This window comes from Mycobacteroides salmoniphilum (assembly GCF_004924335.1).
Taxonomy (GTDB): Bacteria; Actinomycetota; Actinomycetes; order Mycobacteriales; family Mycobacteriaceae; genus Mycobacterium; species Mycobacterium salmoniphilum.
Genome location: NZ_CP024633.1, coordinates 200,262 through 224,399, shown reverse-complemented (window position 1 = coordinate 224,399; position 24,138 = coordinate 200,262). Strand labels below are relative to the sequence as shown.

Sequence of the window (24,138 nt, the reverse complement as noted above, 5' to 3'; positions counted from 1 at the left end):
TGCGCCGGGATACTGAGATCTGTCTGAATTAGTGCTCAGCGGTAGTAGCGGCCCAGGGTGTCTTCACGCAGCTCGTCGAAGCAGCCATCCACGATGCTGGCGCGGATGCGGTCTACCAGTCCGATGGTGAATCGCTCGTTGTGGATGGTGGCCAAGGTGGAGCCCAGCATCTCCTTGGCCTTGAATAGATGGTGCATATAGGCCCGCGTGTAGTGCGTACAGGTGTAACAGTCGCATTCGGCGTCGATCGGGGTGAAGTCCCGGCGGTACCTGGCCCCGGTGATGTTCACCCGGCCGTCGCGGGTATAGACGGCGGCGTTGCGCGCGACGCGTGACGGGGACACACAGTCGAAGGTGTCCGCCCCCGCGGCAACCGCGGCGAAGAGATCGTCGGGCTCGCTGATTCCCAGTAGGTGACGTGGTTTGTGTTCGGGCAGTTCGGATGTCACCCAGCCGACGATAGTGCCCAGATTCTGCTTCTCCAGCGCGCCACCGATCCCGTAACCGTCGAAGCCTCGACCTTCTTCACTGGCAAGGGATTCCAGGCCACGCGCGGCCTGGCGACGAAGATCCTCGTACTGCGCGCCCTGCACCACCCCGAACAACGCCTGGTAGGGCTTGCCGGCGCGCTCACGCGTCAGCTTCTCGTGTTCGTCCAGGCACCGCTGCGCCCACTCGTGGGTGCGCTGTACCGAATCCTCTTGATACTCCCGGGTATTGATCAACGTGGTGAGCTCATCGAAGGCAAAGATGATGTCGGCGCCCAACTGATGCTGGATACGCATGGACACCTCAGGGGTGAACCGGTGCGTGGACCCGTCCAGGTGCGAGGTAAAGGTGACACCGTCGTCGTCGACGTGCGCAAGCTTGTCCTTCTTCGCGCCGGCCCCCAGGGCGCCCAGGACGTCGTCGGAGCGGGCCCGGTCGACGTCCATCGCCATGACCTTGCGTGCCCCCGAGCCGAGCGAGAGCACCTGAAACCCGCCGCTGTCGGTGAATGTCGGGCCCGGCCAGTTCATGAACGCCCCAAGCCCCCCGGCCTCGTCCACAATGTCGGGACCTGGCTGCAGGTACAGGTGGTAGGCGTTGGCCAGCACGGCCTGAGCTCCGAGCGCGGCCATGGTTTCCGGCAGAACCGCCTTGACGGTGGCCTTGGTTCCGACCGCAATGAAGGCCGGGGTCTGGAGGTCACCGTGCGGAGTGTGGATCACGCCGGCCCGGCCCGCGGTTCCGGGCAGGGTGGCGTCAATAGAGAAGTACTGATCAGTCATCGGAGGCTATTTTGCCCTGGGCGCGTCGCACCCCCGGGTCGTAGGCTGGCACTCATGACAACGACGTCGGATCTTCTCGCGCTGGAGCATGGCACCACCACCCCAGAAGCCCTGGCTTTCTTCGACAATCTGGCGCCCGTGCGAGCAGAGGAATTGATCGGCCAGCGCTGGCATGGCGGCGAGGTGCCCACCGGGCATTCGATGGACGGCATCCTGACGGTGTCGGGCTGGTACGGCAAGCAGTTCGACGACCTGAACCACGTGCATCCGCTGCTGTTCAGCGATGGTGGCGGCGATATCTTCGCGGTCGATCCGATGCTGGCCCCGATGGGGCTCGCGGGCCGGATCAGCGGCCTGACCGAGTCCCCGATGGTCAAGCGGACGTCTCCGACCGCGTTGTCCGCCCTCAAACCGTTGATCAGGACCAACAAGCACCGCGCCCGGCTGCGCAATATCGAGTTCCGCGGCGCCGTCAGTGCGGCCATGGTCTACGACCACAAGGCGATCATCGACCACTTCCGCAAGGTCGACGACGCCACGCTGCTGGGCATCATGGACCTGCGGGACATGGAGCAGCCGTACTTCTTCACGTTGCGCCGAGACTGAAGACTGTCCCTCACCATCGCCGTCTAAGCTGCCCCCGTGAGGGCGCCGAAATGATCCTGTTCGAGCGGTCTTTCGTCTACACACCGCTGCACGTGTGGGATGTCATGGTCGATCCCGATCTGTGGTCACTACACACCACCGGGTTCCGGCCCGAGATCGGTTGCGAGTACCGCATCACCCACCCGGCCATCCTGGGCACCCGGCTGGTCGGCACCGGCGTCTGCACGGTCGTCGCTGCGAATCCGGGCGAACTGCTGTCGGTGAAGTTCGTGGGTGCGGTCCGGGAAGGCGATCCCGCCCGCTGGACCATCAGCCACCGTCTCACCGCCGAGAATGCAGCGACCACTCTCACGACGTATCTCGAGGGGGTCGATATCAACGATCACTCCGAGAAGGTGCTGATGCGCATCGTGACCGAGAGCACGGCACGATCCGCACACCTGCTCGGTGAGCGACTGGCGGATCGCTACCGGATACCGGGCGCCGGCTCCGTCGGCCGAACGACTCCGCGCAGCGAGCAAGAAAATACCCCCAAACTGCGCTAACAGTCAGAGGGTAATGGCGGTGGCGGAGGGATTTGAACCCTCGGACGGGGGTTACCCGTCACACGCTTTCGAGGCGTGCTCCTTAGGCCGCTCGGACACGCCACCGCCGAAGAGACTACAGGCAGGCAGGCCCGATCCCCCAATCGGTTGACCCGGCCCCCCGGCGACGGGCACACGTGCCGCCCCAGGCGAAAGCGCTATATCGCGTTATCGCCCGGCGGCGTTAGCAACGAGCCATCCATATGCGTGAAGTCGCATGGCTGGCAGGAAACTCCCAGCGTGCTGTACGAAATCAGCGGCGTGGCTCCAAGGAAAGTGGCCTTCCATCTTGCTTGTGCAGGTTCTCGTTGGCATCGCGGCATCCGTCTCTCGGGGCGGGCGGACGCCGTCTGGCCATCAGCGAGACCGGCACGAGGAGATCGACACCATCACGACTGGAAGGCCCTGACACATGAAAATTCTCGTAGGAATCGCGGCATCCGCGGCCATCGCCGCGAGCACGCTCGGCCTCGCGGCGACGGCCGATGCGGCACCGGCGCTCCCCGCCCCCAACTACCACTGGTGCCCGGGCGAGTTCTGGAATCCCATCTGGGGATTCAACTGGGAATTCGGCGAATGCCATGACGACTGGCATCGCGACCGCGACGGAGACTGGCACGACCGCGACTGGCACGGCGATCGCGATCGTGGTGACTGGCATGACCATGACCATGACCGCGGCGACTGGGGACGCGGCCATGATCGCGACTGGAGGCCATAGCCCAACGTCATCGAGAAGCAACCCCGCCCGCCGGACTCGCTCCAGTGGGTGGGGTTGTTTGCCTTGCGCCGCCACAACGCCATGAATGGACAATCCGATTCATACGAAATGTATTGACTGACAGCAGATTTACAGCTCACTGTACGCATAGCGCACGTTGATTGCCAGCAAAGAATGCTTTGCTTACTTTATGAAAATTCTCGTTGGACTTGCCGCTTCCGCAGCCATAGCCGCAGGCGGGCTCGGCCTCGCCGCCACCGCCAATGCCGCCCCGGCCCCTGAGCTTCCGGCGCCCACGTATCACTGGTGTCCCGGCGAGTTCTGGAACCCGATCTGGGGATTCAACATGAACTGGGGCGAATGCCACGCCGACGGCATTCTTGACCGTGACCGTCCCGGCGACTGGCGCGGTGACGACGGTCGCTGGCGCGACAACGGTCCGGGCCCGGGCGACAACCGCGGACCCGATCGCGGACCCGACCGCGGCCCAGACCGTGGCCCCGGCAACGACTGGCACCGCTAAACCTCCCGAATCGGCCCGTCCGGCGTGCGACCCCGACTCATCAGCGCCGGGCGGGCCACCTACCTTTTCGCTGCGAAAAAGCTCTCAAGCAGGGCCGCGCACTCGTCGGCGAGCACGCCGCCGCGCACCTCCGGGCGGTGAGCCTGCCGACGGTCCCGCACCACATCCCATAGCGATCCCACGGCCCCGGTCTTGGGCTCCCAGGCCCCGAACACCACCCGGCTAACCCGCGCAAGCACCAACGCACCGGCGCACATGGTGCACGGCTCGACGGTCACCGCCAGCGTCGCCCCCTCCAGCCGCCAGCCGTCGCCATGCTTCGCGGCGGCCTCGCGCAACACGAGAACCTCGGCATGCGCCGTCGGATCACCAAGGCGTTCACGAGCATTGGCGGCGCGGGCCAGCTCTGTACCGTCTGCGGCGTAGATCACCGCACCGATCGGCACATCGTCGGCACCGGCCTCCCCGGCGGCCACCAGCGCCGCGCGAATCAGCGCCTCATCGTCCGGAAACGTCACCGATCCAGCTTGTCGAGCACCGCACCGAACTCGTCGGCGAAGCCCATGCGCGCCGCGATCATCCCGAGTTGCTCATCGGGATAGAGATCAGTCTCACTGAGGATCACACTGAGCACCGGCTCGGGCAGCCCGATATCGGAGAGCAGGCCCAGATCGCCTTCCTCCCACGGATCGACCTCGTCAAGCTCATCGGAATCGAGCTCCGGGACAGGAATATTCAGCCGCTCTAACACCTCGGCAGCGATGTCATAGTCGATGGCCGCCGTGGCATCGGAAAGCAGCAGATGCGTCCCCGAGGGCGCCGGGCGGATAATGATGAAGAACTCCTCGTCCACATCCAGCAGGCCGAACACAGCACCAGCGCTACGCAATTCGCGTAGCTCGGTTTCGGCTGCCGCCAAATCGGTGAGCGCTTCAGCCTTCAACGACGTCACCCGCCAGCGACCCTCTTCACGAACGACGGCCACGCCGAAGCCCTCCAGGCTTTCGGCGCTGGGCCCTGCGGCCTTGGCACGTTGTGCGTCCATGGGCAATACGCTAGTGCCCCACCCCGTGTTGTGACCACAAACAAGTTGGTCACGTATGCCAACCTGATGGAATGAACGCCGCCGAACACGACCACCAACACCCCCCGATCTGCGTACTTGGCCTCGGGCTCATCGGCGGCTCCCTGGTCCGCGCGGCCACCGCCGCAGGGCGGCACGTCTGGGGGTACAACCGTTCCACGGAGGGCGCAGACGCTGCACGGGCGGCAGGTTTCGATGCCACCGCCGATCTGGATCTGGCATTGCGGCGGGCGCGTAACGCCCAGGCTCTCATCGTGCTCGCGGTACCGGTCCCAGCCTTACCCGCACTCCTCACGCGCATCGCCGAGCTGGCCCCCGAATGCCCGCTTACCGACGTAACCAGCGTGAAATCAGCTGTCCTGCAACAGGTATTCGAGCACGGACTGGCGCAACGATTTGTCGGCGGCCATCCCATGGCAGGGACAACGGAATCGGGATGGAGCGCCGGGGACGCCAAGCTTTTCCGCGACGCGACCTGGGTGGTCAGCGTCGACGACGACGTTGATCCGCAGGTGTTCGCACAGGTAACACGGCTGGCGCTGGACTGCGGATCCGTCGTGGTCCCGGCACGCTCGGACGAGCACGACGCCGCCGCCGCCGCCATCTCGCACCTGCCGCATCTGCTCGCCGAGGCCCTGGCCGTCACCGCCGACGGGATCCCGCTGGCGTACTCCCTGGCCGCCGGATCGTTCCGGGACGGCACCCGGGTGGCCGCCACCGATCCGTCGCTGGTGCGCGCCATGTGCGAATCCAATCCGCATGGCGTGCTGCCGGCCCTCGAAGAGGCCATGGCGCTGCTCGCGGCGACGTGGAACACCCTGAACGCCGAGAGCTCGGTAGAGCTGCTGGTAGAGGCCGGTCACGCCGCGCGGCAGCGGTACGAGGCACACGAACGGTTCGACATCACCGGTATCAGCCGGGAAGACTCTGCCTGGCGCGAGCAGCTGGCCGAGGCAGGGCGGCAGGGCGGCGTGCTGCGGACCGTGCCCTAGATCCGGAGAGCCAGACCCGGGTATTCCAGCAGGAATCCCTCGTCATCGACGGTGACGGTGGTGTCGGCGACCGGCGAGACCACCTTGATGCCCTTGCCGTCGTTGCGGTAGCTAATGGTGGCGGGGCTGACGACCAAATCCGGCAGGGTCACGTAGACAACGGGCAGCACCGCGCTGCCTTCCTGCTGGTAGAGGCCGGTCCGACGGATCGGAAGTGCGTTGAAGAAGGGGCTGAACACCACATCGACGTCCAGCGCCCCGTCGAACGCGGAGCGCGTCGCGCCCTCGTGGTTCTGCACGGTCCACATGCCCTCTTCGTCCCGGGCGATCGACAGCTGTCGTTCCCTTTCGGCAACGGTGGTCGACAGGGACAACCGATTCGTGGAGCCCGTCTCGTCGGTCACCAAGTCATAGGAGGCGCTGAAAGCGGGGTGCGCGTCGGACGCGCCGGCCACAAAACGGCCATGCGCACGGATACGCCGGCCCGATAGTTGGACCCGGGTGGATTCCATCCGCGACGCGTCATGGGCGCGCCAGGTCAGCACGGCAGGACCGGTCGCCGCGTCGGTCTGACTGGGGTTACTCACCCGTCTACCGTAGGCGACCGCGCAAATTGAGCCCTCGTGAGCCCTTTCCGCCTCCGATCACCCCCGCTTGTGCGCGACGTAGAGCAGGCACTCCCAGTCCATCACCAGTCGTCCGTCGCCACGATCGTGTCGTCGTGCCAGCTCGACAAGCGCGTCGTCGAGTGCGGCGGTCTTGCCCGCGTCAGCCGCGATTGCCGCGTAGACGGCGATCGTCGGCCCGCAACAGGCCTTGAAGAAGTCGTGGAACTCCGGCGCGGTGGCGAACCTGTCGATCGTCAGCATCCGCCGCTGCACGGTGACGCGCATGGTCAGATGCGTTGCGGTCGGGCGAGGTGGCCTTCAGCGGGCCATCAGGGTTGTGCCGCGGTGTGCCGACGTGATTCGACCTGCCTCTCTACGCCCGTGTCCCCCGCCCCTGAGCCGTCGGTGAGCTCACGCGGAGCCGGCCGCAGCCGTCCAGTACCCGGGGCCGACAGCCACACCGCGAAGGCAAGGACCGCATCCAGCAGTAGGGCCAGCGCGGTCACCAAGAGGGCACCGACCAACGCCAGGTGGAACTGCCGGACCTTGATGCCGTCGATGAGGTATCGGCCGAGTCCGCCGAGGCTGGCGTAGGCGGCGACGGTCGCGGTCGCGACGATCTGCAGGGTCGCGGTCCGCAGGCCCGACAGGATGAGCGGTAATGCGTTGGGTACCTCGACACCGAACAGCACCTGGCGCTCTGTCATCCCCATGGCCCGTGCCGCCTCCACCACCGTGCGGTCCACATTCGCGATCCCGGAGTAGGTTCCCGCCAGCAGGGGAGGCACCCCCAGCAGCAGCAACGCGACGGTCGGCGGAACCAGACCCAGGCCCCACAGCAGCACACCCAACAGCAGCACACCCAGTGTCGGCAGCGCACGCAGCGCATTCACCGCGCTGACTACCAGAAACGTACCGCGACCGGTGTGCCCGATGATCAGACCTATCGGCACCGCGATGACGACCGCGGCCAGCAGGGCGATCGCGGTGTACTGCAGGTGCTCACCAATCCGCATGCCCAGCCCGCTGTTGCCCGTCCAATGGGACGCGGTGAATATGTAGCCGAGCGCATCGGAGAGAAAATTCACACTGCACCAACAGCTTTCGTCGCTCTCGTCCACGGCGTCGCAGCACGACCGAGAACCACCAGGAGTGAATCCACGACGACGGCCAGCAGAAAGATCGCGATGATCCCGGCGACGATCTGACTGCTCTTGTTCGCCTGGTAGCCCTCGGTGAACCAGGTGCCCAGGCCGCCGATACCGATCACCGAGCCCACCGAAACCATCGAAATATTGGTGACGGCAACGACTCTCAAACCTGCCACCAGCACCGGTATGGACAGTGGCAGCTCGACCCTGACCAGGCGGGCCAATGGGCGATACCCCACCGCGGTGGCCGCGTCACGCACCTGCGGGGCAATGGCGTCGAGCGCCTCGGGTACGGCACGGATCAGCAGCGCGGTGGTATACAGCGTCAGCGCCACCATCACATTCGCCTCGTCAAGTATCCGGGTGGGAATGATGAGGGGTAATGCCACGAACAACGCCAGCGACGGGATGGTGAACACGATGCTGGCGATCACCGTGGTGACCCGCCGCATGGTCCGGTGCCGGTGAATCAGTGCGCCACAAGGAATCGCGATGGCCAACCCGATGAGGATGGGCACCAGCGACAGCCGCATGTGGATCAGCGAGAGCTGCCAGGCGTCGCCGAGATGGGTGAAGAGATACCGCATCTCACCGCTGCCCGGTACGGCGTTGCCGATCCAGCGCGATGAGAACATCGTCCCCACGAACACCGCCGCGTACGCGGCCGTCCTCGTCGGTGGCCACGCCCAGTCCCGACGGTGAGGACAGCGCGGCATCGAGGGCCTGCCGCAGTGTCCCGTCCGGACCGAACAATGATCCTCCCGCTATCACACTGTCGTATAAAGATTTTCCCGACCGGTAGACCTCCGCCCCGGCATCGTCCATCCAGCCGAATGGCGTGCCATCGGGATTGCAGACCAGCACCCAGCTACGCGGGGCGATGATGAGGTCACGGACCTCTGTTTCAAAGATCTGCCTGATCTCGTACAGCGGCAGCTCCCCCGCCTCACGGAACTGCAGGCTCCGATAGCCCCGATCACGGCCGATGAACCCGGCAACGAAATCGCTTGCCGGGTTGGATAACACCCGCTCAGGCTCGTCATACTGCTGCAGTACCCCGCCGGGGCCGAAGACTGCCACCTTGTCTCCAAGCTTGACGGCCTCGTCGATATCGTGTGTGACAAAGACGATGGTCTTATTGAGCTCGGCCTGGAGGCGCTGCATCTCGGCCTGCAGGTCATCACGCACATTCGGGTCGACGGCACTGAAGGGTTCGTCCATCAGCAGGATCGGCGGGTCGGCAGCAAGTGCACGCGCCACTCCGACACGTTGTTGCTGGCCTCCCGAGAGCTGCGCCGGGTACCGGCTGGCCAGTTTTGGATCGAGCCCCACCCGTTCCAAAACGTCGAGCGCGGCCTTGCGTGCGGCACGCCGGGATTCACCGCGCAACACCGGCACTGTCGCCACGTTGTCGACCACACGCTGATGCGGCATCAAGCCCGCGTTCTGGATGACGTACCCGATACCCAGCCGCAGTTTGACCGGATCCACCGTCCTGACGTCGGCTCCGTCGACGATGAGAACACCCGAAGTGAGGTCGGTCATCCTGTTGATCATCCGCATCGAGGTGGTCTTGCCGCATCCGGATGGCCCCACGAACACCGTGAATGAACCCTTGTCGACGTGCATGGTGAGATCGTCGACCGCGGTCGTCCCGTCGGGGTACTTCTTGGTGACATTTTCGAAGGTGATCACGCGATCAGTTCCCCATCGGTTTGTCGAAACCCTTGTCCGTCAACCACTTCTGCGCAGCCTCCTTGGGGTCGACACCGCTGTTGCCGGACACCGCGGCGTTGAGCGCGATGAGATCCCCGGTGGTCAACCGTGCGGAGAGTGCGTCGAGCACCTTCTTCAACTTCTCAGATTTCTTCTGCGCGTTGACCAACGGCACCAGATTGCCGGCCGGAAACGTGAATTTCGGATCGTCCAACACCACCAGATCATGCTCGGCGATGGCCGGCGAGGTGCTGAATATGTTGGCCGCGGTGATCGTTCCGTCCACTAGCGCCCTGACCGTCGCCGGTCCTCCACCATCGCTGATGGCCACGAAGCGCGACTCCGGGATGTCCAGGCCGTAGTTCGCCTTGAGTCCGGCCAGGCCGACACTGCGGTGCAGGAACTCCGAGGGCGCACCGACCTTTACCTCCTCTGAGTGCGCCGCAAGATCGGCGATGGAGTGCAGATTCCAGGCGTCGGCGGTGGCCCGAGTGACACACAGTGTGTCCGCGTCCGAGGCCGGCGAGGGAGACAGCATGTCCAGATCGCCGTCGAGCGTGCGCAGCAACGCCAGCTCGACGTCGTCGGGCTTGGTGGCGGTGGCATCCGGATCGAAGTAGCGCAGCAGATTTCCGGTGTAATCGGCGATGAGGTCGATCGAATGGTCCTTGACCGCCGGGATGTATGTCTCGCGGCTACCGATGCCCAGCTGTTTGGTGATGTGAAAGCCGTTGGTCTGCAATATCTGTGCATACAGCTCGGCCACGATCTTCGATTCGGGGAAGTCGGCCGAGCCGACGATCAGCGTATTGAGATCGCCCGAAAGCGGTCCTCCGCCCAGGGGATTGGCGCTGCCGCAACCACTGAAGACAACCGCGGCGATGACGGCGGCGAGGAGTCGTGCGGCCCTGCGCATCCTCCGACAGTAACCGGGCAACCGTCACCTCGCCCGGCTTTACCGTCAGGAAGATTCCGGTGGCTAACCAGTAGGGTCCGCGGTTTCGGGACTTCCACCCGGCCCTGCCAGAAGCTCTGGCAAATATTTGATAACCGCCTCCGCCTGCTCATCGGGAAGCAACTGACGAGCGAGGACATTCGCTCCGATGATCATCAACATGGTGGCGTTGGCCCGGTCGCGCGCCTCGTGCTGCCCGATCTCCGGGCGCTGAGCGCGCATCACCTGCGACAGGAGTTCGGCACCCGTCTCACCGAAGCTCGCCCACAGAGCCTGCCCCAATTCGGGATCGGTCCGCATCTGGCCGAGAAGGGCGGGGGCGGCCGCGATGACATCCGGCCGTTCGAAGAGTTCGGCTGTGTACGAGCAGGATTCCCGGACCCAGTCGCCAACTCCCGCGGCGGCACTCATCTCCCGGGTCGGCGCGGTCCAACCGAAAACCGCCTCGAACACCAGGTGCGCGCGCGAGGGCCAGCGGCGGTACAGCGCGGGCTTGCCTACACCGGCCCGCTCGGCGATCGCAACCATGGTGGTGGCGTCCCACCCCTGCTCCACCAGGAGCTCACGCGCGGCAGCAAGCGCCTTGGTGTCGATATCGGAACTGCGGCGGCGACCCCTGCCCACGGGTAACTCGTCAGTAGTCATTGCAAATAACGGTACACCATGTTACGTATTAAGAAGGTTGGTGGCGTGGGTCACAGACAGAAGGGCAGCCGATGACAGGACTTCTTTCCGGAAAAACGGTGGTGATATCCGGCGTGGGCACCGGGTTGGGCCGGGAGGTCGCGCTCAAGGCGCACCAGGACGGCGCGAATGTGGTGCTCGGCGCGCGGACCCGGGAAAACCTTACGAGCCTCGCGGCCGAACTCGACGACACCGGAGGCACCGCCGCCTGGGCGGTCACCGACATCAACGACGCACAAGCGTGCCAGGGCCTCATCGACACCGCCGTCGAGAGGTTCAGCGCGGTGGACGCACTGGTGAACGTTGCGGCCAAGGAGGACGTGTTCGGCGGTATCGAGGGCGCGGATCTGGCGCAGTGGCAAGCGATGCTCAGCACGAACGTCGTCGGCACGCTCCAACTCGTTCAGGTGGCCGTACCGGAACTGAAGAAGAACGGCGGGTCGGTGGTCTTCATCGGTTCACAATCGGCGTTCCATCCACAGCTGCCCCAGGCCGCATATGCGACGTCCAAGGGAGCCCTGCAGAACGCCATGTATCAGCTGGCGAAGGAGCTGGGGCCGCACAAGATCCGGCTCAACATGGTGGTGCCGACATGGATGTACGGGCCACCCATCCAGCTGTACATCGGTCTGGTCGCCCAGCAGCGCGGCATCACCGAAGCGGAGGTGCTGGCGGAACTGACGGCCAAATTCCCCCTGGGCGAGATGCCCGCCGATGAAGACGTCGCGGACGCGGTGGTGTTCTTCGCATCTGATCGGGCACGCATGGTGACCGGGCAGACCCTATTCGTCAACGCAGGAGAGTTCTTCGCATGAGTGATAAGTATCCCGTCATCGTTTGGGGCACAGGGGTTGTCGGCAAGCTGGTGATCCGCGAGCTGTTGGACCATCCGGTATTCGAGCTGGCCGCCGTCCTGGTACACGATCCCGCCAAGGACGGCGTGGACGTGGGGACCCTGGTCGGCAGTCACCCGATCGGACTCGCGGCTACCACCGATATCGACGCCGCATTGGGCACCGAGGGCACCGTCGCATACTTCGGGCCAACGGCGCAGTACGCACTGGAGAACATCGACAACATGTCCCGGGCGCTACGCGGTGGGCACAACATCGTCTCCACCGCGATGACACCGTGGGTGTACCCGCAGGTGTGCCCGCCCGAGATGCTGACCGATATCACGCAGGCCTGCGAGGACGGTCAGACCTCCTGTTTCACCACTGGCATCGACCCCGGCTTCGCGAATGATCTGTTCCCGCTGACCCTGCTCGGCGTGGGCGGACGGGTGGATTCGGTACTGGTACAAGAGCTTCTGGACTACCAGTACTACAACGGTGATTTCAGCATGCCGATGGGACTGGGCGCACCCATGGACCAACCCGCCGTGCTGGAGATTCCCGAGGTGCTGATCCTGGCCTGGGGCCACACCATTCCGATGATCGCCGACGCCGTCGGGGTGAAACTTGACAAGATTGACACCGTCTACGAAAAGTGGGCCACCCCAACCGCGATCGCCTACGGCGCCGAGCCCAACACCGGCACCATCGAGGCGGGGCATTGCGCTGCGGTGCGATTCGAGATCCGCGGCTGGGTGGGCGGGAAGCCGAAAATCGTCATTGAGCACGTCAACCGGATCACCAACGCCACCGCGCCGCATTGGCCGCGGGCGCAGTCGGTCGACAACGACGCCTACCGCATCGAGATCAAGGGCAGTCCGAACATCACCCAGGAGACCGTATTCCGTGACGAACGCACCGGCGACGGCGCGATCGGCGGCTGCCTTGCCACCGGGATGCGCGCCATCAACGCGATACCAGCGGTTATCGACGCTAAACCGGGCTTCCTGACACCACTAGATCTGCCCCTGATCGCGGGCCAAGGCACTATCCGCGCCTGACCTGCGCCGAGCATCGGCTTTTCGCGGTATCCACGCGGCCCTTTCCGCGAAAAGCCGAGCCCGGGCGCTTGCAATCAGCGCTCATGTAGCAAATGATGAACTCATGACCAGTGACCCCGGTACGACTCCGGACTCTCCGGTTGCCGACACATCGATCGACATCCCCGTCGGGGAGCAGCCACCGCTGCCCGCCACGAAGCCCGCCAAAAAGGAAGACGCGGTCAAGCGGACCCGCGCGGCGGCGACCTGGACCGGCGTCATCCTTGGCCTGTTGATCCTGATTCTGCTGCTGGTGTTCATTCTGCAGAACCTGACGGACACGACCACCCACTTCCTCTCGTGGGAGATCCAGATGCCTCTGGGCATCACGGTGTTGTTCGCGGCCATCACCGGTGCAGCGCTCACCGCCCTGGTCGGTGGGGTGCGAATCGTGCAGCTGCGGCGCGCGGCGAAGAAGAACTTGAAGGCCTAGGATCCGGTTGGGTCTCTACGACTGCAACTGTCAGGTCTCCGGAGTCAGTCTGCTGTATCAGGATGCCGCGTTGGTGATCCTGAGGCGAATAGGCGAGGCGTTCACGCCGATCACACTGGCCCTGCATGGCGACTACAACATGCAGGGCGCAATCGGCGCAGAGCCGGACGCCAATAGCGCGCTAGTGCTCAACTACTTCATGGACCGGTACGACGACGGGGCCTTCATCGCCGCGGACGACACCACACGTCCCGAGTCCCGACTGCCACCGACACGAAACAGCATTCAGTCGGTCATCGACGTCATCGAGCGCACCACAACGTGTTCCGAAGTGAACACCTCCTTTGGGCCTAACGGTGGCGGCCATAAACCCTCCACTTTGCTCGGCGGCGATTTCATCGTGCACGCACTGATCGCCCAACCCGTGTGGGATGCGATTTCAGCGCATCACCCAGGATCAGAACGATCCGCTGAAGCACAATTCGCAAGCGTCTTCACCGACCCTGCGGCCGGGCAGATTTATGCAGGCCATGTTCCCGAGCTCAGCACGGAGATACACGAACTTGCCAGCGTCGACTCGTTTCTCGAGGAGCATGGGATGACGTGGACACCGCCCGGCTCCCTGGCCTGTCGCTACCCCAGCACCTATAACGACCACGAGGACGAGGACGTGCACGACCGGCTGAACCGCGCCCGAGCGGACTATCACAGCCTTCCCTGGATGCTCGCGGCGATCGAAAAATGCGGGACCGTATTCGAGGATCGCAACCGCGAGTTGGACGAATAGACCGATTCGGTCGACACCAAACACCGCATACCGGGACAATATGTCCGATGGCTACGTTCTCCGCGCTTGTCCGGAAGGCTCTCAAGGACAAGCCCGTACCACTGGCTGACGCGAAGCATTTCGACGACGCCGAGGTTGTCACGATGCTGCGGATGCTCGGCATCGCAATGCTTGAGGTCGGTCAGCCCACAAACCTGGTGTTGGCCAAATTGCATGACATCGCACCGCAATACACCGACAAGGAGCTGCGTGCCGTCGTCCTGCCCACGGTGCTGATCATCCAGATCGACGGCGTCACCGGGCAGCTGGAGGTGGAGGAATCCACCCGCAGCACAGCGCAGTTGGACCAGGCCGGCCATATCGACACCATCGCCGACATGGCCGCCGCCGGGGCGATCGCACCGGCCGACGCCATCGCGAGAATCTACGAGATCCGCTGCTTGAAACCACGTTTCGGGACGATCCTCACCGTCATCGGGCACACCATCTTGACCCTCGGCTTCGGTCTGGCGCTGGCGCCAACCTCCTCGGCACTGCCCGCCTACCTGGTGTTGGGCCTGATCGTGGGCGTGCTGATGTTGGCGACCAATCCCATGCCCACCCTGGCGGCCACGATGCCCGCCGTGGCCGCCTTCGTGGTGACGGTGATCAGTACGTTCATCGTCGCGAATGTGCCCAGCGAGGGTCTGGCCCGAGTGGTGGCACCGGCCCTGATCGCCGTACTCCCCGGGGTGACCCTCACCATCGGGGCATTGGAGCTGACGAGCACCCAGCTGATGGCCGGGTCCACCCGCATCGTGTACGGCATCGCACAGCTGATGCTGTTGGCGTTCGGAGTAGTGATCGGTGTGAAAGTGGCTGGGCCACCGGAGCCCTCTGCACTGGGGCCGCCGCTGGGCAGTTGGACGATCGCGCTGGCGGTGCCGGTGATCGCGGTGGGGTTCTACCTGTACAAGTCCGCGCCACGCGGATCGCTCATCTGGCTGATTCTGGCGATCGGCGTCGCCATGCTGGGACAGCGACTCGGCGGCTTGTTCCTGGCACCGGCCATGACGGGATTCATCGGGGCCGTCGCCGTCGTTCCCTTTGCCCTGTTCGCCGCGCGGTTCAAGGGCGCGCCTTCGGCAATCGTGTTGCTACTGGCCGCTTTCTGGTGTCTGGTGCCAGGTGCGTTGAGCTTCGTCAATGTCAGCGAGGTCGCCGCCACCGGACATGCCAACCTCACCGCGCTGCTCGACACCTGCATGGCGATCTTCTCGATCGCGCTGGGACTTCTGGTGGGGGCGAGCCTGCACCGCGGTATGCGTTACGCGCTCACCATCAGTCGGTAGCGTGCTTCGCCAGCTCGATCCGGGCCACCACACCGCGATGCACCTCATCGGGGCCGTCGGCCAGCCGCAGCGCGCGGGCGTTCACCCAGGCCGCCGCCAACGGGAAATCATGGGAAAGGCCACCACCGCCATGGATTTGGATCGCCATGTCGATGACCTGTTGAGCCATATTTGGTGCGGCCACCTTGATCTCTGACACCGCCGACAACGCACCCATGATGCCCACGGTGTCCAGCAGCCACGCGGCGTGCAGTACCAGCAGGCGAGTCTGGTTGATCGCGATGCGGGCGTCGGCGATGCGCTCGCGGTTCCCGCCCAGATTCACCAATGGTTTTCCGAATGCGGTGCGGTCCAGTCCACGCCGGCACGCGTGCTCCAGCGCCACCTCGGCCAGGCCAATCAGGCGCATGGCATGGTGCACGCGGCCCGGCCCCAGTCGTCCCTGGGCGATCTCAAATCCCTTGCCCGGTCCCGCGATAAAGGCATCCGCCGGCAGGCGCACATTCTCGAAGGCCACCACGCCGTGGCCACCCGGCTCGTCGTAGAACCCCATCGTCGGCAGCATCCGTTCGACCGTGACGCCCGGGGTGTCCATCGGGACCAACACCATCGAGTGGCGCGCGTACCGATGCGCGCCGGGGTCGGTCAGCCCCATGAAGATGATCACCTTGCAATCGGGATGACCGACGCCGGTGCTCCACCACTTACGGCCATTGATCACCACCTCGTCGCCGTCGACGATGGCGGTGGCCGCCATGTTCGTGGCATCGGAGGACGCGACATCGGGCTCGGTCATACAGAAGGCAGACCGGATATCGCCCTCCAGCAGCGGTTCGAGCCACACCTCCTTCTGCTCCTGGCTGCCGTACCGATGCAGCACCTCCATGTTCCCGGAATCCGGTGCGTTGCAGTTGAACACGGTGGGCGCGAAGAGCGATCGGCCCATCTGCTCGGCCAGCGGCGCATATTCGGAGTTGGACAACCCGCCACCGAGCTCCGGATCGGGCAGGAAGAGGTTCCACAATCCCGCGGCGCGTGCCTTCGCCTTCAACGCATCCAACTCCGGAGGGACGGCCCAGAGGTCGGCCGTCGTACCGGCACGCGCACCCAGTAGCTGGTCGTGATGGGCCAGCACCGCGCGTTCCACCGGCATGATCTGCGCGTCGATGAACTCCCGGACGGCGGCGGTCAGTTCAGCGGCGCGGGCAGAGGGGGCGAAGTCCATCTGTCCGATGCTAGGGCGGTTGACGCGGCACGTGACAGACTTCGGCACATGAGCAGGCGGCGGGTCTCGGTACTGACTCTCATCACGATGACCGTCGGCGGGGTTATCGGCATCATCGTGTCCCTGATCCTCAACGTCTTCGTATTCGATGAGTACGACGCCTACGGCGAGGTGAAGATCCCGGGCAACACCCGACTGGAACTGCCGGCGGGCGAGGTGACCGTCAGCTTCCACTCCTGGGTGTCCGGTGACAACGGGCTGCTCATCCCCCAGCTTGGTATGTCCATCTTTCCGCCGGACGGTGTGGCAGAACCCCAGGTCCGCGAGAGCATCGGAAGCTCGACAACGGTGAACGGCGACGCGCGCCGTCGGGTATGGGTCGCACAGATCCCCACCGCCGGCACGTACGACGTGCAGGTCGAGGGCGAGGTCAACGGGTTCGTCAATCCACGCCTCGCATTCGGACACAGCAGCCCGTACTGGCCTCTCACCTGGGGCTTCGCCGGATTACTCGGCGCGGCAGCGCTGGGCTGGATCGCCTATCTACTGATGAGATCACGGGCTGTCCGTCCAGCGCCCCCGGTTACCGCGCAACCGGTCACCTCCTATGAACCCACTGGCGACGGAATTCGCATTGAGCAACTCAAATCTCTTGCTGCCCTGCGTGATTCCGGTGCGCTGACCGAGGCGGAGTTCAAGGCAGAGAAGCGGCGACTCCTCGACGGCGGCTAGTCGATACGATTCCTTGTATGGGCGTCATCTACCTGGTCCGGCATGGTCAGGCTGCCAACTACTCCAGCAGCCCCGATAGCCCGCTGACCAGCGTCGGACAGCGACAGGCCGACACCGTGGCGGCCGAGCTCGCCCGCCGCGGCCTGCGCGGCACCCGGCTCCTGCACGGCGGGATGAAGCGGCAACGGCAGACCGGCGAGGCCATCTCGGTCGCACTGGGATCCGAGCCGCAGCAGGACGACCGGTGGGACGAGTACGACTACAAGGAGATTGTCGGCAACTCGCGGATGCGCCGCCTGGCGTCCGTGAACACCGTCAAGAGCCTGGCCAAAGGCGACACCCAGGCCGTTCTGGAGGACGGCCTGGCGAAGTGGGCCAGCACCGATTCGTCCGGTGGATACGCAGAGAGCTACACCCGCTTTCAGCAGCGCGTGCTGGCCGCCATGGCCGCTGCCGCCCAGCGCGATGGTGACACCGTGGTAGCCACCTCCGCCGGAGTCATCGGGATGATCGTCGCTGACCTCTGGGCCACAGATAGCGGCGGGCGCGTATCGAATTGGCTTACCGCACAACGTGTTGTCATCAACTCGTCGATCACCTCACTGGTCAACGGCAAGCGCGGCCTGAGTCTGCTCGCCTTCAACGACCACACCCATCTGATCGGCGATGGCGGTAACCGGGATCTGGTGACCTACCGCTAGTCCTCGTTGGCACACGGGGACGACGCGGTGACCACGTACACGTGGACCCCGTTGCCGCGCAAGTCTTCGCGGGCGCTCACGATGTAGCCGGCGTCATCGCGATAGGTCCGGCTGTTCTGCGGCTCGGGTTCCGGACGCTTGCTTTCTTGGCGGCGAAACCCCTTACTGGACAACGATTCCAGGCGATCCAGCACCCCCGAAATCAGTTCCGGAGTCGGGTCCGCGAAATCGCGCTGCAGACGCAACCACCACGGGGGGCCCTCCGGGAGGGCCGAGTTGTAGCTCGTGCGGCAGCCCATCCGCTCGATGTCGTTGACACCCGGCTGCACCTTCTCCGCCGTGACGAACGCCAGATTCTCGACCGTGACCCGCAGCGCATCGGACATCTTTACCGACGTAGGTTCCATGCTCTTACTGCCTCCTTGCTCGCTGTCCGCCCCGGGATTGCACGAAACCGCAACCAGCATCGTCAATCCCGCCATCGCGGCCGTCCATGCGCGCCTCATCGAACCTGCGCCTTCCGGCCCAGACCGGGGTTGTCTGTGACATGCGGATTGCCGTAGGGGTCTTCCCATGTGGGATTGACCGGCAGCGTGAACGGGCCGATCTTGGCCCCCGACAACCACTGATCGCCGTACGCCTTGGCGATGTCCTTCACCGATTCGTTCAAGCTGCTGTCATCCCCGAGGTTGATGTCGACATTGTTCGACTCGATGCCTCGTTCGACATAGGTGGTCACCTCGCCGCCCTTGATCACATTCGCCATGTTCTGGAACGCATCGGACTTCGGATCGTCCCAGTAGCTGCCGTGCCCGTTCGGGCCGAACACCACCTCACCGGGATGATTCTTGTTGTCATCGCTGTAGTAGCCGGTATCGAGACGGGTTACCCCGGGAATCGAATCCGGGTCTCCGCCAAGCGGATTACCCGCATGCGGATTGCCGATATCGCCGTCCGGAGCCCGCGGAATCACTGGCGGAAGGTCCAGATTGAATCCCGGGAACGGGGAGAATCTCGCGGGGATGTCGCTGTCCCGTGGGGCGAGTTGCGCGGCACCGATGAGGTCGCCGGGAGCGGTCATGGAGAACCGCTGGACATTCGGATTGGGGTTGTGCCACTCGGTGCTGAGGATGCCGGTGCCGGCAGAAGACGCGTACAGCACACGGTCGGCGCGTAGTCCCATCTGTTCGGCGGTACCGACGATGGATCCGCCATACGAGTGCCCAATGTAGGTCGTGGGCGTACCGGGCGCATGGCGGGCGACCTCCGCGTCGAGCTCCTTGCCGAACGAGACGAGCTGTGGTGCCATCGCCAAGCCGTAGGACGGGTCGGTTGCCTTGTCCAGCCCCTGCGGAAAATCGTTCTCCATATAGAGGAAGACCGGCGACCCGCTCTGTTTGGCCAGGTTGACCGCCGAGTCGTGGTTGTTCCTGCTGCCGTTGAGGTTGGTGTTGGTGCCCGGAACATAGACTCCGACGCCCGGCGCCCCGGGTTTGAGGTCGCCGATCTGTTCGATCATCCGGCCGTTGCCCTCGGTGGAGAACATGACGAACTTACGATCGATCTTGAAGTCGGCGGGAGAACCTCCGGCGGGAACCGTTGCGAACGGGTCATCCATGGGTTCGAGCATCGCTCTGAGCTGATCGACCCGCGCCTGATTGGGTGACGGGTTCTGCAACTCGTCGGTAAGCGCGTTCCTGATGTTGATCTCGTTGGCGTCCGCGCGAACATCGAAGGGCACCCCGTTGGTGTTCCCCATGAATTCGGGGTCGGCGATGACCATCTGATGCACCGTCCCGGGGGGCAGCCCCTCCAGGAACGCACGGCGCTCCTCCGCGGACATGCCCCGGACCCGGTCGACGAGCGCGTCCGGATCGATCTTCTCCCCCGTCGGCAACGTGACGTCCTGCTGCCCGTCGCGCATGGCCTCCAGGTCGTTGACGGCCTCGCGCAGCTTCCTGCCGTACATCTCGTCCAGCCGCGCCACCTCGTCCAGACCCGACTGAATCCTGCGCTGATGATCGGCGGCAGCCTGTGCCTTCTGCGAGTCCGGGTGGCTGACCTCTCCGGTATCGGTCACCGTGAATCCTTCGGACACAGCGGCGTCCACGTCCTGGAGCGTGTACTCCCTGGCGTGCTTGAGTGTTCGCCCCGCATCCTCGGCGTCATCGGATAACCGGTTCAGGACATTGCGGACCTCGCGACCGTGGTCCAGCTCCTGGTCGACCTTGGCCCGCGCCGCATCGTGCGTCTTGCCAAACCAGCCCGAGGCATCGTTGAAGACGCGGTCACACGAGTCCAATGACGCATCCAGCGTCCGGGCGTTATCGCGCGCGATGTCGGCGGCCTTGCTGAGCGCATCGAGGTTCCAGCCCCTGAGTTGACTGATCGTCGGGCGCATCAGCGTGGCCGGAGCGCGTCCAGCGACGTGGCGGTCTTCTCGTCCTGCCCCGTCACGTTGGTGGCGAAGGTATCGACGAGCCCGGCCATATCCGAGAATCGGCGGGCGATCGAGGACATCGACTTAATTCCGGGCGACGCGGTATCGCGGATGGCGGCCAGTACTTCGCTTCCGGAACCCGAGGCATCCTGAAATGAGGTCCAGGGCATGTCGTTGATGTGCAGCGTCTCGCTCAGCCACGTCTTGGATATGGCCGCGAGCTCCTCGGTCCGGACACCCAACTCGTCGCTCATGATTCCCCTCCGCTAACTCCTCACCGGTGACTCTATCCAGTCAGACGTTCGGAGACGCGGATCGGTTTCATGCCTGTGCAGAAAGAACTAAATCGGCGGCCTTCTCGCCGAGCAACACTGACGGAGCATGCGTGTGCCCGCGGATCAGACTCGGTATCACCGACGCGTCGACCACCCGCAGTCCCTGGACACCGCGCACGGTGAGATCCGGAGCGACCACGCTGGCCTCGTCTGTGCCCATCCGGCAGGTAGCGACGGGGTGATACAGGGTGTGTGAGTTGTTCTCCAGCGCGGCGACGAGTGTCTCCTCCAGGTCATCGCTGGGGTTCCTCGGTCGGAGAATCTCACCGAGTATCGCCCGCATCGACGGCGTCTCGGCAATGCGGGCGGTGGTCCGCAGTCCGACCATCATGGCGGCGCGGTCCTGCCCGGCGGCATCGCTCAGGTAGCGCGGATCGATGCGCGGCTTGGCCAACGGGTCCGGTGAGGTCAGGGTGATCTCGCCGCTGCTCGCCGGTTTGAGCAAGATCGGGCCCATCACGATGGCGTGCTCGGTGGCCTCACCCAGACCCTCGTCGAAGAACGGCGCGGGCGCGAAGATCAGCTCCAGGTCTGGTAGTGCGAGATCGGCCCGGCTGCGCAGGAATCCGTACGCTTCACCGACATTCGAGGTGAGCATGCCGCGATGACGCAGGAAGTAGTTGGCAAGTTGCAGCGGTTTTTCCGCACCGTAGAGCGAGTCCGCCTCGACCGCATAGCCCACCGGGCAGCACAGGTGATCGAGCAGATTCTGGCCGACCTGCGGCGCATCGACAACCACGTCGATGCCGAGCCCGGCAAGACGCTGGGCATCACCGATCCCCGAAAGCATCAGCAGCTGCGGGGAATTGATGGCACCGCCACTCAGAATCACCTCGCGTCGGGCCCGCACGGTATGCGTGATGCCGTCGCGCACATACTCGACACCGATGGCTCTGGTGCCGTCGAACAGCACCCGGCGCACCTGGGCATCGGTGACCACATTCAGGTTTCGCCGCCGCAGGCCGGGCTTGAGGTAACCGTCCGCGGTACTCCACCGGCGGCCGCCGCTCTGACACACCATGGTCTCCGAGAACCCCTTGGGTTCAGGAGTATTGGCCCGCTCGACGTCGAATCCGGCCTCTTTGACGGCCTCCAGCCACGCTGCGGTGCTGGACCGGGGGCTGCGCTGTTTGGAGATCTTCAGCGCACCCTCGGTGCCCTCGTCACTCTCGGTCGCACCCTCCACCGTCTCGATGCGCTTGAAGTAGGGCGCGATATTCGCGAAGGACCATTGATCGCCGGCAACCGCTGCCCAGTCGTCATAGTCGGCCGCGAATCCACGGACCCACATCATCGCGTTCATGGAGGATGAGCCGCCCAGCGTTTTCCCTCGCGGCCAATAAATCTGACGGTTGTTCAGCTGGGGCTGCGGCTCGGTGAGGTAGTCCCAGTCGACATCGCTGCGGAATAGCTTCGAAAACGCGGCCGGGATGTGGATTCCCATGTCCTTGTCCTTGGGTCCCGCTTCCAGGACCAGCACCTGATCGTTGGTGCGCTCGGAGAGCCGGGTGGCCAGCGGCGCCCCCGCCGATCCCGCGCCCACGATGACGTAGTCAGCTGCCAAGTCCTCAACCATGTGGGGGACGGTAGCGGACTGGACACCGCGTCGGGAAGCTTCTGGTACACGACGTCCCAGGTGTGCCCGCGATGGTCACCCGATAGCGCTCAGGGGTACACCCGGTAGCAATTCGTCCCGCCGATGCCGAGCACGTACACGGTGTCGCAGCGCGTGAAGCTGCCGTCGGGCGCGAAGTCCGACTCACAGACGCCGCCGCCGTTGCCCCACACCACAACGTTTCCGCACGGAGCCGCCGCGGCCGGACCGGCCAGCGCGACGCCCCCGGCCGCCAACACGGCGGCGATACCCACTGAGGCCAGTAGTTTGCGCATGTCAGTTGCCTCTTCTTCATGCTCCCGGCCTCACCCTGACGCCGGATATACCCATAGAACGTTTCCGTTTTTGGAAAAGTTTCCCCAAACGGAAGGTTTGTTACTATGGCCACATGCCACCGCCCAGCGGCCTGCGCGAGCAGAAGAAGTCCGAGACCAAGCTGGCGTTGAGCCGCGCCGCCCTGGAACTGGCGCTGGACCGGGGCGACCTGTCGGCGGTCACGGTCGACGAGATCGCGGACGCGGTGCGCGTCTCGTCGCGCACCTTTCGCAACTACTTCACCAGCAAGGAAGACGCCGTCTTGTTTTCGTTGCGCGGCATCGAGGACAACGCCGTCGGACTGCTGCGTCAGCGCCCTACCGATGAGCATGTGTTCGATTCCCTGGAAGCAGTGATGCTGGACCTGGCGACCTCCGAGGCCTTCAGTACCGCCGTCGCCGTCACTCGGTTGTCGGCGCAGAACCCGGGCCTGTCAGCGCATGACGCGGCCCGCTCCGATGATGTGGGAACCGTCGTGCTCGCCGAAGTCGGTCGGCGCACTGGACTGGATCCTGACGTGGACCTGTATCCGCGACTGGTCTGCAACGCCGCCTACGCGGTCCTCGGGACGGTCATCCAACTGGCAGTCTCCGATTCCACCCTCCTGGGAGGCCCCGGAGAGCTTGTCGCCCAGGGATTTCAACGGCTGCGGGACGGGCTGGCGGATCAGCCGCGCGGCTGATCCAGCAGTGTGGCAATGCCGTACAACTCGGTCGCCTGGATCTCTTTGACGACCCGCAGCAGAATCCGTTCGTCGACGTCGTCGAGATTGACACCTCTGTTCGTCACGGTCAGCAGCGTGCCGCCCTCGTGCTCGCGAAAGGCCACGTGACGTGTCCACCGGGCCGAGGGCCCCGTGCCGGCGTGGGCGTGAAGACCCAGGGTCAAATGCTCGTACGGCACGGCATCGAGAAACTCAACCTCGAAGACGCCGGTGAACCGCGTTCCCACCACCGGCACGGTGGTCATCGTGAACGCGCTCCCCACGGTGACGTCGACCGGCGGGGTGTCAGGCTTGCCCCACCACGATGCCGGATCGACCAGGGCCGACCACACATCATGGGGAGGGTGCGGGAAATACCGTTGAACCTGTGTCATAGCTTCTCACTCACTCGAGAAGAAGTCCTGGTGCGCCCGAAGGGATTCGAACCCCTAACCTTCTGATCCGTAGTCAGATGCTCTATCCGTTGAGCTACGGGCGCGTGCTATTCAATTGTTGCAGGTCAACAGGTTTGGCCTGCAGACCGACGCGGAGGCGAGAGGATTTGAACCTCCGGTCCCCCGTAAAGGGGACAACTCATTAGCAGTGAGTCCCATTCGGCCGCTCTGGCACGCCTCCTGAACTTCCCGAGCGGTACTCCGAACCCATAAATGGATTCGGAACCGCCGAGGGCAC

Annotated in this window: 30 protein-coding genes and 3 tRNA genes; 13 read left to right on the top strand and 20 right to left on the bottom strand. The window is 64.6% G+C overall.

From position 1 onward, the window contains the following. Positions 1-35: 35 nt before the first annotated feature. A complete protein-coding gene (tgt, locus tag DSM43276_RS01115) occupies positions 36-1,271 on the bottom strand; it encodes a tRNA guanosine(34) transglycosylase Tgt (protein WP_078330364.1) in 1,236 nt (411 codons plus the stop codon). Positions 1,272-1,325: 54 nt separating this feature from the next. Between tgt and DSM43276_RS01110 the strand changes: the two genes are divergently transcribed. After that, positions 1,326-1,877 carry a DUF4334 domain-containing protein gene (locus tag DSM43276_RS01110; protein ID WP_078330363.1) on the top strand — a complete coding sequence of 184 codons (552 nt, stop codon included), beginning with the start codon at positions 1,326-1,328 and terminating at the stop codon, positions 1,875-1,877. A gap of 50 nt (positions 1,878-1,927) precedes the next feature. Next, complete coding sequence (locus DSM43276_RS23725) at positions 1,928-2,422, top strand: SRPBCC family protein (RefSeq protein ID WP_234803064.1); 495 nt, start codon at positions 1,928-1,930, stop codon at positions 2,420-2,422. A 14-nt stretch (positions 2,423-2,436) separates the two neighbouring features. Here DSM43276_RS23725 and DSM43276_RS01100 read toward each other — a convergent pair. Then, positions 2,437-2,527 (bottom strand) — tRNA-Ser (locus DSM43276_RS01100). 346 nt (positions 2,528-2,873) lie between these two features. On the opposite strand from DSM43276_RS01100, the gene DSM43276_RS01095 reads away from it, so the two are divergent. Next, the gene (locus tag DSM43276_RS01095) at positions 2,874-3,182 is read left to right on the top strand and encodes an Mtp family mycobacterial-type pilin (RefSeq protein ID WP_078330362.1); all 309 of its coding nucleotides are present in this window, start codon (positions 2,874-2,876) and stop codon (positions 3,180-3,182) included. Positions 3,183-3,372: 190 nt separating this feature from the next. Then, positions 3,373-3,705 carry an Mtp family mycobacterial-type pilin gene (locus DSM43276_RS01090; protein ID WP_078330361.1) on the top strand — a complete coding sequence of 111 codons (333 nt, stop codon included), beginning with the start codon at positions 3,373-3,375 and terminating at the stop codon, positions 3,703-3,705. Positions 3,706-3,764: 59 nt separating this feature from the next. On the opposite strand, the gene DSM43276_RS01085 is transcribed toward DSM43276_RS01090, so the two are convergent. Both DSM43276_RS01085 and DSM43276_RS01080 read right to left on the bottom strand, forming a co-directional pair. After that, positions 3,765-4,223 carry a nucleoside deaminase gene (locus DSM43276_RS01085; protein WP_078330360.1) on the bottom strand — a complete coding sequence of 153 codons (459 nt, stop codon included), beginning with the start codon at positions 4,221-4,223 and terminating at the stop codon, positions 3,765-3,767. Next, the gene (locus DSM43276_RS01080; protein WP_078330359.1) at positions 4,220-4,750 is read right to left on the bottom strand and encodes a tRNA adenosine deaminase-associated protein; all 531 of its coding nucleotides are present in this window, start codon (positions 4,748-4,750) and stop codon (positions 4,220-4,222) included. The genes DSM43276_RS01085 and DSM43276_RS01080 overlap by 4 nt, the downstream gene beginning before the upstream one ends. A gap of 71 nt (positions 4,751-4,821) precedes the next feature. Here DSM43276_RS01080 and DSM43276_RS01075 point away from each other — a divergent pair, with 71 nt between their 5' ends. Continuing rightward, complete coding sequence (locus DSM43276_RS01075) at positions 4,822-5,781, top strand: prephenate dehydrogenase (protein ID WP_078330358.1); 960 nt, start codon at positions 4,822-4,824, stop codon at positions 5,779-5,781. Here the strand turns inward: DSM43276_RS01075 and DSM43276_RS01070 are convergent. The 7 genes from DSM43276_RS01070 to DSM43276_RS01040 form a co-directional block, all read right to left on the bottom strand. Then, on the bottom strand, positions 5,778-6,326 hold the full coding sequence (locus DSM43276_RS01070; protein ID WP_078330389.1) for a putative glycolipid-binding domain-containing protein: 549 nt from the start codon (positions 6,324-6,326) through the stop codon (positions 5,778-5,780). The two genes, DSM43276_RS01075 and DSM43276_RS01070, sit on opposite strands and share 4 nt — an antisense overlap. A 99-nt stretch (positions 6,327-6,425) precedes the next feature. Next, the gene (locus DSM43276_RS01065; RefSeq protein ID WP_078330357.1) at positions 6,426-6,674 is read right to left on the bottom strand and encodes a hypothetical protein; all 249 of its coding nucleotides are present in this window, start codon (positions 6,672-6,674) and stop codon (positions 6,426-6,428) included. Positions 6,675-6,718: 44 nt separating this feature from the next. After that, positions 6,719-7,477: an ABC transporter permease gene (locus tag DSM43276_RS01060; protein ID WP_078330356.1), complete on the bottom strand. Its 759-nt coding sequence runs from the start codon at positions 7,475-7,477 to the stop codon at positions 6,719-6,721. Next, a complete protein-coding gene (locus DSM43276_RS01055) occupies positions 7,474-8,127 on the bottom strand; it encodes an ABC transporter permease (RefSeq protein WP_078330388.1) in 654 nt (217 codons plus the stop codon). The genes DSM43276_RS01060 and DSM43276_RS01055 overlap by 4 nt, the downstream gene beginning before the upstream one ends. A gap of 1 nt (position 8,128) precedes the next feature. Next, on the bottom strand, positions 8,129-9,235 hold the full coding sequence (locus DSM43276_RS01050; RefSeq protein WP_078330355.1) for an ABC transporter ATP-binding protein: 1,107 nt from the start codon (positions 9,233-9,235) through the stop codon (positions 8,129-8,131). 4 nt (positions 9,236-9,239) lie between these two features. Continuing rightward, positions 9,240-10,172, bottom strand: a complete 933-nt coding sequence (locus tag DSM43276_RS01045; protein WP_078330354.1) for an ABC transporter substrate-binding protein — start codon at positions 10,170-10,172, stop codon at positions 9,240-9,242. Positions 10,173-10,235: 63 nt separating this feature from the next. Beyond that, positions 10,236-10,856 (bottom strand): TetR/AcrR family transcriptional regulator, encoded by a 621-nt coding sequence (locus DSM43276_RS01040; RefSeq protein WP_078330353.1) that lies wholly within the window; start codon positions 10,854-10,856, stop codon positions 10,236-10,238. A gap of 71 nt (positions 10,857-10,927) precedes the next feature. On the opposite strand from DSM43276_RS01040, the gene DSM43276_RS01035 reads away from it, so the two are divergent. The 5 genes from DSM43276_RS01035 (at position 10,928) to DSM43276_RS01015 (ending at position 15,379) form a co-directional block, all read left to right on the top strand. Then, positions 10,928-11,710 (top strand): SDR family oxidoreductase, encoded by a 783-nt coding sequence (locus DSM43276_RS01035; RefSeq protein ID WP_078330352.1) that lies wholly within the window; start codon positions 10,928-10,930, stop codon positions 11,708-11,710. Next, positions 11,707-12,789 (top strand): NAD(P)H-dependent amine dehydrogenase family protein, encoded by a 1,083-nt coding sequence (locus DSM43276_RS01030; RefSeq protein WP_078330351.1) that lies wholly within the window; start codon positions 11,707-11,709, stop codon positions 12,787-12,789. Before DSM43276_RS01035 ends, DSM43276_RS01030 begins: the two co-directional genes overlap by 4 nt. Positions 12,790-12,892: 103 nt before the next feature. Next, positions 12,893-13,261, top strand: coding sequence for a LapA family protein (locus tag DSM43276_RS01025; protein ID WP_078330350.1), 369 nt, complete (start codon positions 12,893-12,895; stop codon positions 13,259-13,261). A 7-nt stretch (positions 13,262-13,268) separates the two neighbouring features. Next, complete coding sequence (locus tag DSM43276_RS01020) at positions 13,269-14,048, top strand: hypothetical protein (protein ID WP_078330349.1); 780 nt, start codon at positions 13,269-13,271, stop codon at positions 14,046-14,048. 47 nt (positions 14,049-14,095) lie between these two features. Next, entirely contained in the window at positions 14,096-15,379 is a 1,284-nt protein-coding gene (locus tag DSM43276_RS01015; RefSeq protein ID WP_078330348.1) for a threonine/serine exporter family protein, read from the top strand. On the opposite strand, the gene DSM43276_RS01010 is transcribed toward DSM43276_RS01015, so the two are convergent. Beyond that, a complete protein-coding gene (locus DSM43276_RS01010; protein WP_078330347.1) occupies positions 15,369-16,604 on the bottom strand; it encodes an acyl-CoA dehydrogenase family protein in 1,236 nt (411 codons plus the stop codon). The two genes, DSM43276_RS01015 and DSM43276_RS01010, sit on opposite strands and share 11 nt — an antisense overlap. Positions 16,605-16,652: 48 nt before the next feature. On the opposite strand from DSM43276_RS01010, the gene DSM43276_RS01005 reads away from it, so the two are divergent. Together DSM43276_RS01005 and DSM43276_RS01000 are read left to right on the top strand one after the other, a co-directional pair. Continuing rightward, a complete protein-coding gene (locus DSM43276_RS01005) occupies positions 16,653-17,336 on the top strand; it encodes an SHOCT domain-containing protein (protein WP_078330346.1) in 684 nt (227 codons plus the stop codon). Positions 17,337-17,353: 17 nt separating this feature from the next. Further along, positions 17,354-18,037: a histidine phosphatase family protein gene (locus DSM43276_RS01000; RefSeq protein WP_078330345.1), complete on the top strand. Its 684-nt coding sequence runs from the start codon at positions 17,354-17,356 to the stop codon at positions 18,035-18,037. On the opposite strand, the gene DSM43276_RS00995 is transcribed toward DSM43276_RS01000, so the two are convergent. From DSM43276_RS00995 to DSM43276_RS00975, 5 genes are all read right to left on the bottom strand, one after another. Continuing rightward, the gene (locus tag DSM43276_RS00995) at positions 18,034-18,543 is read right to left on the bottom strand and encodes a hypothetical protein (RefSeq protein ID WP_134085971.1); all 510 of its coding nucleotides are present in this window, start codon (positions 18,541-18,543) and stop codon (positions 18,034-18,036) included. The two genes, DSM43276_RS01000 and DSM43276_RS00995, sit on opposite strands and share 4 nt — an antisense overlap. After that, entirely contained in the window at positions 18,540-20,438 is a 1,899-nt protein-coding gene (locus tag DSM43276_RS00990; RefSeq protein ID WP_078330343.1) for an alpha/beta hydrolase, read from the bottom strand. The genes DSM43276_RS00995 and DSM43276_RS00990 overlap by 4 nt, the downstream gene beginning before the upstream one ends. Beyond that, the gene (locus DSM43276_RS00985; RefSeq protein WP_078330342.1) at positions 20,438-20,731 is read right to left on the bottom strand and encodes a hypothetical protein; all 294 of its coding nucleotides are present in this window, start codon (positions 20,729-20,731) and stop codon (positions 20,438-20,440) included. The genes DSM43276_RS00990 and DSM43276_RS00985 overlap by 1 nt, the downstream gene beginning before the upstream one ends. 67 nt (positions 20,732-20,798) lie before the next feature. Then, positions 20,799-22,388, bottom strand: a complete 1,590-nt coding sequence (locus DSM43276_RS00980) for a GMC family oxidoreductase (RefSeq protein WP_078330341.1) — start codon at positions 22,386-22,388, stop codon at positions 20,799-20,801. Positions 22,389-22,477: 89 nt separating this feature from the next. Further along, positions 22,478-22,702 (bottom strand): hypothetical protein, encoded by a 225-nt coding sequence (locus DSM43276_RS00975; RefSeq protein WP_078299038.1) that lies wholly within the window; start codon positions 22,700-22,702, stop codon positions 22,478-22,480. A 113-nt stretch (positions 22,703-22,815) separates the two neighbouring features. Between DSM43276_RS00975 and DSM43276_RS00970 the strand changes: the two genes are divergently transcribed. Then, positions 22,816-23,424 carry a TetR/AcrR family transcriptional regulator gene (locus DSM43276_RS00970; RefSeq protein WP_078330340.1) on the top strand — a complete coding sequence of 203 codons (609 nt, stop codon included), beginning with the start codon at positions 22,816-22,818 and terminating at the stop codon, positions 23,422-23,424. Here the strand turns inward: DSM43276_RS00970 and DSM43276_RS00965 are convergent. The 3 genes from DSM43276_RS00965 to DSM43276_RS00955 form a co-directional block, all read right to left on the bottom strand. Next, positions 23,409-23,840: an SRPBCC family protein gene (locus DSM43276_RS00965; protein ID WP_078330339.1), complete on the bottom strand. Its 432-nt coding sequence runs from the start codon at positions 23,838-23,840 to the stop codon at positions 23,409-23,411. The genes DSM43276_RS00970 and DSM43276_RS00965 overlap by 16 nt on opposite strands. Positions 23,841-23,868: 28 nt before the next feature. Beyond that, positions 23,869-23,944, bottom strand: a tRNA-Arg gene (locus DSM43276_RS00960). 48 nt (positions 23,945-23,992) lie between these two features. Then, positions 23,993-24,081 (bottom strand) — tRNA-Ser (locus DSM43276_RS00955). Between the last annotated feature and the right edge of the window lie 57 nt (positions 24,082-24,138).

Excerpts from the sequence above, each read along its gene's own strand:
- tgt (WP_078330364.1), bottom strand. The coding sequence starts at position 1,271 with ATGACTGATCAGTACTTCTCTATTGACGCCACCCTGCCCGGAACCGCG.
- DSM43276_RS01110 (WP_078330363.1), top strand. The coding sequence starts at position 1,326 with ATGACAACGACGTCGGATCTTCTCGCGCTGGAGCATGGCACCACCACC.
- DSM43276_RS23725 (WP_234803064.1), top strand. The coding sequence starts at position 1,928 with ATGATCCTGTTCGAGCGGTCTTTCGTCTACACACCGCTGCACGTGTGG.
- DSM43276_RS01095 (WP_078330362.1), top strand. The coding sequence starts at position 2,874 with ATGAAAATTCTCGTAGGAATCGCGGCATCCGCGGCCATCGCCGCGAGC.
- DSM43276_RS01090 (WP_078330361.1), top strand. The coding sequence starts at position 3,373 with ATGAAAATTCTCGTTGGACTTGCCGCTTCCGCAGCCATAGCCGCAGGC.
- DSM43276_RS01080 (WP_078330359.1), bottom strand. The coding sequence starts at position 4,750 with ATGGACGCACAACGTGCCAAGGCCGCAGGGCCCAGCGCCGAAAGCCTG.
- DSM43276_RS01075 (WP_078330358.1), top strand. The coding sequence starts at position 4,822 with ATGAACGCCGCCGAACACGACCACCAACACCCCCCGATCTGCGTACTT.
- DSM43276_RS01065 (WP_078330357.1), bottom strand. The coding sequence starts at position 6,674 with ATGCGCGTCACCGTGCAGCGGCGGATGCTGACGATCGACAGGTTCGCC.
- DSM43276_RS01055 (WP_078330388.1), bottom strand. The coding sequence starts at position 8,127 with ATGCGGTATCTCTTCACCCATCTCGGCGACGCCTGGCAGCTCTCGCTG.
- DSM43276_RS01045 (WP_078330354.1), bottom strand. The coding sequence starts at position 10,172 with ATGCGCAGGGCCGCACGACTCCTCGCCGCCGTCATCGCCGCGGTTGTC.
- DSM43276_RS01040 (WP_078330353.1), bottom strand. The coding sequence starts at position 10,856 with ATGACTACTGACGAGTTACCCGTGGGCAGGGGTCGCCGCCGCAGTTCC.
- DSM43276_RS01035 (WP_078330352.1), top strand. The coding sequence starts at position 10,928 with ATGACAGGACTTCTTTCCGGAAAAACGGTGGTGATATCCGGCGTGGGC.
- DSM43276_RS01030 (WP_078330351.1), top strand. The coding sequence starts at position 11,707 with ATGAGTGATAAGTATCCCGTCATCGTTTGGGGCACAGGGGTTGTCGGC.
- DSM43276_RS01025 (WP_078330350.1), top strand. The coding sequence starts at position 12,893 with ATGACCAGTGACCCCGGTACGACTCCGGACTCTCCGGTTGCCGACACA.
- DSM43276_RS01015 (WP_078330348.1), top strand. The coding sequence starts at position 14,096 with ATGGCTACGTTCTCCGCGCTTGTCCGGAAGGCTCTCAAGGACAAGCCC.
- DSM43276_RS01010 (WP_078330347.1), bottom strand. The coding sequence starts at position 16,604 with ATGGACTTCGCCCCCTCTGCCCGCGCCGCTGAACTGACCGCCGCCGTC.
- DSM43276_RS01005 (WP_078330346.1), top strand. The coding sequence starts at position 16,653 with ATGAGCAGGCGGCGGGTCTCGGTACTGACTCTCATCACGATGACCGTC.
- DSM43276_RS01000 (WP_078330345.1), top strand. The coding sequence starts at position 17,354 with ATGGGCGTCATCTACCTGGTCCGGCATGGTCAGGCTGCCAACTACTCC.
- DSM43276_RS00995 (WP_134085971.1), bottom strand. The coding sequence starts at position 18,543 with ATGAGGCGCGCATGGACGGCCGCGATGGCGGGATTGACGATGCTGGTT.
- DSM43276_RS00990 (WP_078330343.1), bottom strand. The coding sequence starts at position 20,438 with ATGCGCCCGACGATCAGTCAACTCAGGGGCTGGAACCTCGATGCGCTC.
- DSM43276_RS00985 (WP_078330342.1), bottom strand. The coding sequence starts at position 20,731 with ATGAGCGACGAGTTGGGTGTCCGGACCGAGGAGCTCGCGGCCATATCC.
- DSM43276_RS00980 (WP_078330341.1), bottom strand. The coding sequence starts at position 22,388 with ATGGTTGAGGACTTGGCAGCTGACTACGTCATCGTGGGCGCGGGATCG.
- DSM43276_RS00975 (WP_078299038.1), bottom strand. The coding sequence starts at position 22,702 with ATGCGCAAACTACTGGCCTCAGTGGGTATCGCCGCCGTGTTGGCGGCC.
- DSM43276_RS00970 (WP_078330340.1), top strand. The coding sequence starts at position 22,816 with ATGCCACCGCCCAGCGGCCTGCGCGAGCAGAAGAAGTCCGAGACCAAG.
- DSM43276_RS00965 (WP_078330339.1), bottom strand. The coding sequence starts at position 23,840 with ATGACACAGGTTCAACGGTATTTCCCGCACCCTCCCCATGATGTGTGG.